The sequence below is a fragment of the Belnapia sp. AC561 genome (genome assembly GCF_979252845.1).
This window is the reverse complement of the sequence record NZ_CEEDBP010000042.1, coordinates 44,240-53,636: the sequence shown is the minus strand read 5'-3', so window position 1 is coordinate 53,636 and position 9,397 is coordinate 44,240. Positions and strand designations below refer to the sequence as shown.

The following is a 9,397-nucleotide window of genomic DNA, read 5'->3' as shown; positions in this document are numbered from 1 at the left end:
ACCGCGGGGTGGAGCAGCCCGGTAGCTCGTCAGGCTCATAACCTGAAGGTCACAGGTTCAAATCCTGTCCCCGCATCTCCCCCAACTCACACCCACAGGGCGCTGACCAATCGGTCAGCGCCTTCGCCAATTCCGGGCCTACAAAAACCCAATCGAAACCCACGGCACCGCTGCAATCACCATCGTCCCGATCAGCAGCGCCAGCATATACGCCCAGATCTCTCGCATTCCCTCATCCGGGCCGATCCGGCTAATCGCGCAAGCCGCGTAATACCCCACACCAAATGGCGGCGCGAATAGCCCGATCCCCATCGAGAGGATCACCACCATCGCGTAGTGCACCTCATGCACGCCCATGTCGCGCGCGATAGGGAACAGCAGCGGCCCAAACAGCACGATCGCCGGAATGCCTTCCAGCACGCTTCCCAGCACGACGAAGGCGAGGATCGAGACCGCGAGAAACCCCGCCTGCCCACCCGGCAGCCCGGCCATCATCATGGCCAGCTGGCGAGAAAAGCCGGATTGCGTAAGCGCCCAGGCCATAGCCGTCGCCGCCCCGATGATGAGCAGGATGGCCCCCGACAGTGCCGCGGTATCAACCAGCATCGGCACCAGCCGTCTCCAGTCGAATTGTCGATAGATCAACAACCCGGCCAGAAAGGCATAGGCGATGCCGATGGTCGACACTTCCGTCGCGGTGGCAACGCCCTCCACAACGGCAGCCCGGATCAAGAAGGGCAGCGCAAGCGCCGGCAAGGCGATAACGAAAGCCCGTCCGATCTGCCGCCCATCGAGCTTCGGCGTCCGGGACAGATCCTGCCCACGGTGTCGCCACCACACCACGCCGCACAATACGAAAGCCAACAAGGCACCCGGCAGCAGCCCACCGGTAAACAGCGCCCCGATGGAAACGCCGGTGACCGAGCCTATGGTGATCAGCACCAGGCTTGGCGGCACCGTCTCGGTCTGTGCCCCCGTCGCCGACAGCAGCGCGACCAGATCACCCGGCTTTGCGCCTCGCTCCCGCATCTCGGGAAACAGCACCGGCGCAACCGCCGCCATGTCAGCCGCCTTGGCGCCGGAGATGCCGGAAACCAGGTACATCGCCCCCACCAGCACATAGGACAGTCCGCCCCGCACATGCCCCAGCAGGCTGGCCAGGAAGCGGATCATCGCCCGCGCCATGCCGGTCATCTCGATCAGGCTGCCGAGAAAGATGAAGAGCGGCACCGCCAGCAGGATCAGGTGCGACATTCCCTCATCCATCCGGCCGACCACCACCATCACCGGCACCCGTGTCGTCAGCGCCAGATAGCCGAAGGTGGCGAGGCCGAAGCAGAAGGCGATCGGCACGCCAGCCAAGACAGTCGCTGCGACGAGGCCGACGAAGAAGATCAGCAGGTTGAGGTTGCCGAGCGGCTTCAACGCCGGCCCGGCCAGCAGAAATGCCCCGGCCACCACCCCGACCAGCGCTGCAGCCACCAGGGCGCGACCGAAACCGGCCATCCGAAACAACCGCACAAGCGCGACCAGCAGCATCAGCCCGAGCCCGACCGGCAGCGCTGCCGCCCGCCAACTGCCCGGGATCTCCATCGCCGGGGTCACGATGAAGCTCTCCTCGATCATGTAATCCCAAGCCGGCTGCAGCAGCATCAGCAGGAAGCCGATCGGCGCTGCCACCGCCAAGGCTTCGAGGAAATGCCGCAATCCCGCAGGTGCCAATGCCACCAGTGCAGTCATCCGCATGTGCTCGCCACGGCGGAAGGCGACCACGGCGCCCAACATCGCCAGCCAGAGAAACAGCACCGAAGCCAGTTCATCCGACCAGACGAGCGAGTTGTGGAAGACATAGCGGGCCAGGATGCCGGTCAGCAGCAGCATCGTCTCCGCCGCCACCAGCGCTGCCGCCGCAAGCTCCACGACCCGGCCTAGCTTGGCTTCCACCAATCCAGGCCAGGATCTGCCAAGGCCAGGCTGCACCATGCTCGTCAGGCCAGCTTGCCGGTGCTCTGCTCGAGGATGGACCAGGCCTCATCCCCATAGCGCGTCTTCCATTGGCCATAGAAGCCGGCCTTGCGCAGGGCCTCGCGGAAGACCGCGGCATCCACCGTATTGAAGGTCAGCCCCTGCTTCGCCAGCTCTGCCTGCAGGCCGGCGTTGAGCTGCGCCGTATCGCCTCGTTCCGCCAAGGCGGCAGCGTTCCAATGCTTCGCCACGATGGTCTGCGCCTCGGCCGGCAGGGCAGCCCAGGCGCGGCGATTCCCCAGCATCCAGAAGCCGTCCCACATATGGTTGGTCAGGGCGCAGTATTTCTGCACCTCGAACAGCTTGGCGGTGGAGATGATCGCCAGCGGATTCTCCTGGCCATCCACGACCCGCGTCTGCAATGCGGAATAGGTCTCACTGAAATTGATGCTGGTCGGCGCGGCGCCGAAAGCCTGGAACAGGGAGGTCCAGAGCGGGCTGACCGGCACCCGGATCTTGAAATTCTGCAGATCCTCCGGCCGGGTGATGGGACGGGTCGAGGAGGTGATCTGGCGGAAGCCGTTGTCCCAGATGCGGTCCATGACGACGAGGCCGGCCCGGCCGATCTGCGTCCGGATATGCGCGCCGAGCGGCCCATCCATCGCCTTCCAGACCGCGTCGTAATCGGTGAAGGCGAAGCCCACGCCATTGATCGAGGCCGCAGGAACCAGCGTCGACAGAATCAACCCGGACAGGGTGAAGAATTCGATGGCGCCCGACCGCACCTGGCTGAGCATGTCGGTATCGGAGCCAAGCTGGTTGTTAGGAAAGATCTGAATCTCGACCCGGCCGCCGGTCTCAGCCTTGATCGCCTCCGCCGCTTCCCTGGCACGCAGGTTCATCGGATGGGTCAGTGGCAGGTTGTTGGCATATTTGTAGCTGAACTCGGCCGCCGCAGCGGGGCGGCTTCGCAGCATGGGCATGGCAAGGGTGGTCGCTGCCATGGCACCCAGCAGGTGCCGGCGGTCAAGACTGGCCATGGTTTCCTCCATATGCGGACCTGGGGCGGTGTGTCCCCGGTCTGTCTTTTTGTGGGCCGAGGCCCTGATCCGGTGATAGGCCAAGTATGCCCCGGCGGGGAGGCCCCATTTGCCTGAGGTACCTGCCATGGCCCGGACATGAAAAAGGCCTGGATGCTCTCGCACCCAGGCCTTGTCAGCAATCGCCGCCGCTGATGCGGCCGCGATGTCAGTCGACGGCCGCAACCAGGCTATAGACCGAAGCCTGATCCAGGTTGTAGCGCGTCGGCGTCAGGCTGCTCAGCTTCACGCTGGCATTGCTGCTACGGAACAGGCTGAGCGCCAGTTCCACCTCCCGCGAAAGCTCCTGCTCGGCAACGCTGGCCATCTCATAGCCGTCGAAGCCCGCGAGGTAACAGGACTGGGTGCCGAGCGCCTTGGCGGCGCCGAGCGCCAGCCCGAGCGGACCGGTATCGGAAACCGGGCCGATATGGTCGGGCTGGTCCATGTGCAGCGGCTGCGCCTGGAACACCGAAAGACCGATATCGTCCGGCAGGCAGCCCTGCACCCGCGGCGGGGTGGGGACGACGACTGCGGCGATGCCGGAGAGATGGTCCCGCGTGCCGGTCCGGAAAGCGTCGTGGCCGGGCAGGCAGAGCAGCTGGGTGCCGCCGATCTTCGACGCCAGCGCCAGATGCCGGGAGCTGGCGAACACCACCAGCGCATTGGTCTTGGCAACGAAGCGGCTGATCGCGCTGATATGCCGCGGCACGGAAGGGCCGCCACCGATCAGCAGCACGGTCTTCGAGGCGAAGCTCGAGGCCTGCAGGTCCGGATAGGCCTTGGTATCGACGTCACCGCCGCTCTGCCGCTGCAGGGCCTGGATGATCGAGAGAACCGAGTAGCGGTTCTTCGAGATCCAATCCATGACGTCCTTCTGCGGCAGGTTATTCGCGCCGGAAAGCATGTAGGGCAGGTTGGTGCCCCACTCGTAGACCTTGCGCAGCCCATCGAAAGGCGCCACCGCGCTGCTGAGCGCCTGGTAGTCCAGCGGCTCGTTGCCGCCCTGGCCCGCCAGGTGGATCAGCATGGTTTCGGTGCGCAGGTTGCCGGCGCCGCGTCCCATGCCGGTGAAGGTGCCATCGACCACATCGGCACCGCCCTCGATCGCCGCCAGCGTATTGGCGAAGGCGAGGCACATGTTGTCGTGCCCGTGGAAGCCGATGGTCTTGTTCGGTAGCGCCTCGCGCAACTCGCGGAACAGCTTCGAGACAGCGGACGGCACGCAGCCGCCGTAGCTGTCGACCAGCGCGATGCTGTCGTAGCTGTCGGCTTCGCTGAAGGCGGTGCTGATCTGCGACAGGTCATTCTGGAAGGTCGACAGGTACATGACGTTGAAGCCGACCTTCAGGCCGATCTTCTTCAGCCCCTTGGCGAGGGCCACGCCATGAGCGAGCGCCTTCGGCGCAACCGTGATGCGCACGAGGTCGACGATATCGGCGATCGGCGAGAAGAGCGCGCTGAGGCGCTCCGGCTGATGGTTCTTGCCATCGATGATCACGACGACCTTCTGATCGGGCCGAAGGATGCCGCGGACCATCTTCAGAATTTCTGGCGTCAGGAAATAGTACTCGCCGAAGTAACCTTCGGCCGGATCATTGACGAAGCCAACCTCGACATAGGTGATCGGCAAGCGTGCGACGCTGGCCAAATACGTCCGGACGACTTCGGGATCGAAATCCCAGTTGGTGTAGTACCCGCCATCACGCAAAGTGCAATCGAGTACCTGGACCATGGGACCTCCTGCGGACGGCCGAAAACAAATGGACGAACTGGGCTGATTAACTACCATAACGTGCCCGAGAGGAGCAATCCCCAACCGGGAGTGTCCAACTGGGCCAAGCCAAAGTGGAACCGGCGCTTCCCCTTCCTTCGCAGGTCACGACTTATGGCAGTTGACGCCCTAGATCGTGTCGTCCTTTGAAATCGGCTGAAAGTAACGGTTCGTAATTCCGAGCCAAGCGACCAGAGCGCCGCTTCATCCAAACCAACAGCAGTGTTGCCTTGCCGATGAGTTAATGCCGGGCGCTAGGTCCGGCCGAGCCTGATTGTCCGCCGAGCCCGGACTCGATGCGCCGCCAGTACCACGCCATCCGCGCCTCGGGACGAGACCGGCATCACTCACACGGCGTTACAGTCTGCCCTCGGATGGCGGCAATCCGGCCCTGATCATGCCTTGACCCCAGGCCCATGATCCGGCGTCGAACATCCTTGCAGGAGGACACCATGCGTAGCCTTCTTGTCGCCGCCGCTCTCGGCCTCGGCCTTCTCGCCGCCGGCGCTACCGGCGGAGATGCCGCTGCCAGCCCCTACCGCGGCACCACCCCGGCCATGGGCCCGATGGTCATGCCCGTGCATTACGAGCATCGCGGCTACCACCGTCCGCACTACGTGCCGCCGCCGCGCCATCACTGGCGGCACGCCCCGCCTCCGCCTCGCCATGGCTGGCGCCATCCGCGCGCCCATCACTATCAGTACGGCGCCCGCTGAAAGGTCTCTCCCCTGCCGCAACGGCGGCAGGGGAGCGCATCCCGGCAACGAAATCTCTCCCGGCCCGGCCACCCCGCAGGCCCGTCACGATTTCCGGGCCCAATGCCGTGGCGGATTGACTAGCGCAGGACTTGCCCCCAAATCGAAGGAGAGGCCGTTGCATGCCCGTTCGGGGCGCATCGCCATGATCCTGGCCCAGCACTGACCCGATGCGTGCCGACCCGGAGGGCGCCCCGCCCACCGGTTGCCCTGCTCCCGGAGTGGCTATGACCCGTGTGAACATCGCCCAGCCGGACATCACCTTGATGCTCGACAATGATGGCGTAATCCGCGGCGCCTCGCTCTCCAATGCCGTCGAATCCGAAGCCTTCACCGATTGGCTCGGCCGTCCCTGGGCGGAAACCGTGGGCGAAGTGGGCAGCGACCGGGTCCGCCGCATGCTGGACGATGCCCGCCGCAACGGTGTCTCCGCCTTCCGCCAGGTGACCCAGCGCTTCCCCAGCGGGCTGGAGATGCCGGTCGAATACACCACCGTCCGGCTCGGCGGTGCTGCGGGCCTGCTGGCCGTGGGCAAGAACCTCCAGGCCGTCGCCGAGCTCCAGTCCCGCCTGATCGCCGCCCAGCAGGCACGGGAGCAGGACTACTGGAAGCTGCGCGAGATCGAGACCCGGTCCCGCCTTCTCTTCGATGCCTCCTCCGAAGCCGTCCTGCTGGTCCGTGCCGATACCCTCCGCATCGTCGAGGCCAATCCGGCGGCGATCCGCGCCCTCGGCATGGCCCCGGGCTGGGAATTCCTGCGGGAGGTCGCACCCCGCGACCACGATGCCCTGCAGAACATGCTGCAGCGCGCCCGCAAGCATGGCCGGGTACCCGGCATCCTCATCCATGTCGGTGCCGACCAGGCCCCCTGGGTGGTGCGCGCCTCGATGATGACGGCGGAGCCCGGGCTGGTCTTCCTGCTCCAGCTCGGCCACGTCGGCTCCCCCTTGCCGGCCCCCACGCCGGCCAATGGCATCCCGCTCGATGAGCTGATGGACCGGCTGCCGGACGCCTTCCTCGTGCTCGACCCGCAGGGCTGCATCCGCCGCGCCAACCAGGCCTTCCTGAACCTGGTGCAGGTCACCACCGAATCCTCGATCCTCGGCGCAAGACTCGGCCGCTGGCTTTCCCAGCCCGGTGCCGCCGCCTCCATGCTCTTTGCCCAGCTGCAGCAGCACGGCAGCATCCGCCTCTATGCCACGCAGCTGACCGGCGACCTGGGCGCCGAGGCCGAGGTCGAGATCTCCGCCGCCGGCGTCACCGAAGGCGGCAGCCCCTTCATCGCCATGGTCATCCGCGACGTCAGCCGCCGCCTGCCGATGCATGACGTCCAGGATCGCCTGCGCGCCGCCCTCAGCGCCGTCGCGGAGCGGATCGGCAAGACCCCCTTGCCCGTCATGGTGCGCGATACGGCGGAGGTCGTGGAGCGGCATTGCATCGAGACCGCGCTGCGCCTCACCCATGGCAAGCGCACCGCCGCCGCGGAATTGCTCGGCCTCAGCCGCCAGAGCCTCTATGCCAAGCTCGAACGCTACGGCATCGACGATGCACCGGAAGGGGCGCGGGAGGCGATTGGGTGAACCGCGGGTTCACGCAAGCCCCTTTCCCCTCGCCGGCCTTTGGCCAGGCCGACCTCTCGAATTGCGAGCGGGAGCAGATCCACCTCGCCGCCTCCATCCAGCCGCATGGGGCCCTGCTGCTGGTGCGGGAGGCGGATGGGATCGTGGTCCAGGCCAGTGCCAATGCCGGCGCGATGCTCGGCCGACCCGACGGCCTCCTCGGGCTGTCGCTGCGTGACCTGGGCGGCGACCTGGCGGAGCGCATCGCCCCGCACCTGGCCGACCCGCTGCATGCCTTGGCCGCCCCGGTGCGCTGCCAGGCCGGCACCCCGCCCGCCGGCTTCGACGGCACCCTGCACCGCCCGCCCGGCGGTGGCCTCATCATCGAGCTGGAGCCCGCCGCCGAAGCCGCCGATCCTTCCGCCACGGTGGAGCGCGTCCTGCAGGCCGTGCTCGGCACCTATTCGCCGCGCGTGCTCTGCGACGAGGCCGCCCGGCTGTTCCGTGAGGTCACCGGCTACGACCGGGTGATGATCTATCGCTTCGACGACGAGGGGCATGGCGAGGTCGTCGCCGAGGACCGTCGCCCCGGGGTCGAGGCCTATCTCGGCAACCGCTACCCCGCCACCGATATCCCGCAGATCGCCCGTCGGCTCTATGAGCGCAACCGGGTCCGGGTACTCGTCGACGTGGACTATGCCCCGGTTCCCCTGGTGCCCCGGCTTTCGCCGCTGAGCGGGGAGGAACTGGACATGTCGCTCTGCGTGCTGCGCAGCATCTCGCCGATGCATGTGCAGTACCTGCGCAACATGGGCGTGGCCGCCACCCTGGTCGCCTCGCTGATGGTCGGCGGCAAGCTCTGGGGCCTCGTCGCCTGCCACCATGATACGCCCCGGCCGGCACCCTTCGGCATCCGTGCCGCGGCCGAGCTGCTGGCCGAGGCCGTGGGCACCCGCCTCGCCGCCCTCGAATGCTTCGTCCAGGCGCAGGCCGAACTCTCGGTCCGCCGGCTGGAACAGCGCATGATCGAGGCGATCTCGCGCGAGGGCGACTGGCGCTCCGCCCTTTTCGACAATGCCCATAGCCTGCTGCAGCCGGTCGGTGCGACCGGCGCCGCGCTGCTCTTCGAGGGCCAGACCCTGACCGCCGGCGAGGTGCCCGGCACCCTCGAGCTGCGCGAGCTGGGCCGCTGGCTGGATGGCGCGTCGCGCTCCGCCTCGCATGGGCCGGTCATCGCCAGCACTGCGCTGGGCCTCGAGGAACCGCGCTTCGCCGCCCTCATCCCCATCGCCAGCGGCATCCTCGCCACGCCGGTCTCGGCCTCTCCCGGCGAATACCTCGTCTGGTTCCGGCCGGAGCAGATCCGCACCGTGACCTGGGGCGGCGATCCGACCAAGCCGATGATCGTCGGCGACGACCCCACCCAACTCTCGCCCCGGCGCTCCTTCGCCCAATGGCATCAGGTGGTGGAGGCGACGGCGGAGCCCTGGACCCCGACCGACCTCGCCACCGCCCGGCTGGTCGGCGCGACCGTGACCGATGTGGTGCTGCAATTCCGCTCGGTGCAGATGCTGATCGCCCAGGACCAGCTCAACCAGGTCCGCCAGCAGGTCGGCATCTCCGACCAGCCGGTGGTGGTGGCCGATGGGGAGGGTCGGATCCAGCTTGCCAACGCGGCCTTCGACCAGCTCCTGCCCCCCCTGGGCCAGGCCCCGGCCACGGCTGGGCCGCGCCACATCGAGGATCTGCTGCCGCATTTCGAGGACTCCCCCGACGTGCTGCGGCGGATGCGCGACGTGCTGGAGAATGGCCGCAACTGGCGCGGCGAGGTCCGCATCCGCACCCCGGACGGCACCCGGCCCATGCTGGTCCGTGCCGATCCGGTCTATTCCGCGCCGGAGCGGGTGCTGGGCCACGTCTTCCTCTTCACCGACCTCACCGAGCGCAAGGCGGCCGATGCGGCCCGGCGCCGCTTCCAGGAAGGCATCCTGGCCGAGCAGCAGCCGAAGCCCGGGCGGCTGGATTCCGCGGCCGACCTGGTCTTCCGCAACCTGCTCGCCACCGTCGTGGAGAATGCCCAGCTCGCGGCCCTGGAAATCACCGATGGCGTCGATGTCGCCCGCATCCCCGCCATGCTGGACAGCGTGCGCAGCTCCGCCGCCCGCACCGCGGCCGTGCTGGAGCACCTGATCCGGCATGCCATCCAGGCTGCTGCCCCAACCGCCACCACCCCGGCCACCACCCGTGACCGGGACGCCGGCTGAC

Annotated in this window: 6 protein-coding genes and 1 tRNA gene; 4 read left to right on the top strand and 3 right to left on the bottom strand. The window is 67.3% G+C overall.

The window, feature by feature from the left end; translation table 11 throughout:
- Positions 1–2: 2 nt before the first annotated feature.
- A tRNA-Met gene (locus AC0IW9_RS25600) sits at positions 3–76 on the top strand.
- A gap of 62 nt (positions 77–138) precedes the next feature.
- On the opposite strand, the gene AC0IW9_RS25595 is transcribed toward AC0IW9_RS25600, so the two are convergent.
- The 3 genes from AC0IW9_RS25595 to AC0IW9_RS25585 all read right to left on the bottom strand — a co-directional run bounded on the left by AC0IW9_RS25595 (position 139) and on the right by AC0IW9_RS25585 (position 4,863).
- Entirely contained in the window at positions 139–1,944 is a 1,806-nt protein-coding gene (locus tag AC0IW9_RS25595; protein ID WP_471651125.1) for a TRAP transporter large permease, read from the bottom strand.
- 44 nt (positions 1,945–1,988) lie between these two features.
- Positions 1,989–3,005 (bottom strand): TRAP transporter substrate-binding protein, encoded by a 1,017-nt coding sequence (locus AC0IW9_RS25590; protein WP_471651122.1) that lies wholly within the window; start codon positions 3,003–3,005, stop codon positions 1,989–1,991.
- 208 nt (positions 3,006–3,213) lie between these two features.
- Positions 3,214–4,863 (bottom strand): beta/alpha barrel domain-containing protein, encoded by a 1,650-nt coding sequence (locus AC0IW9_RS25585; RefSeq protein WP_471651121.1) that lies wholly within the window; start codon positions 4,861–4,863, stop codon positions 3,214–3,216.
- A gap of 407 nt (positions 4,864–5,270) precedes the next feature.
- Here AC0IW9_RS25585 and AC0IW9_RS25580 point away from each other — a divergent pair, with 407 nt between their 5' ends.
- From AC0IW9_RS25580 to AC0IW9_RS25570, 3 genes are all read left to right on the top strand, one after another.
- Positions 5,271–5,534: a hypothetical protein gene (locus tag AC0IW9_RS25580; protein WP_471651120.1), complete on the top strand. Its 264-nt coding sequence runs from the start codon at positions 5,271–5,273 to the stop codon at positions 5,532–5,534.
- Between the two features lie 266 nt (positions 5,535–5,800).
- Positions 5,801–7,153 (top strand): transcriptional regulator PpsR, encoded by a 1,353-nt coding sequence (gene ppsR / locus AC0IW9_RS25575; RefSeq protein WP_471651119.1) that lies wholly within the window; start codon positions 5,801–5,803, stop codon positions 7,151–7,153.
- Positions 7,150–9,396, top strand: coding sequence for a GAF domain-containing protein (locus AC0IW9_RS25570; RefSeq protein WP_471651118.1), 2,247 nt, complete (start codon positions 7,150–7,152; stop codon positions 9,394–9,396). Before ppsR ends, AC0IW9_RS25570 begins: the two co-directional genes overlap by 4 nt.
- The last annotated feature ends 1 nt before the right edge of the window (position 9,397 follow it).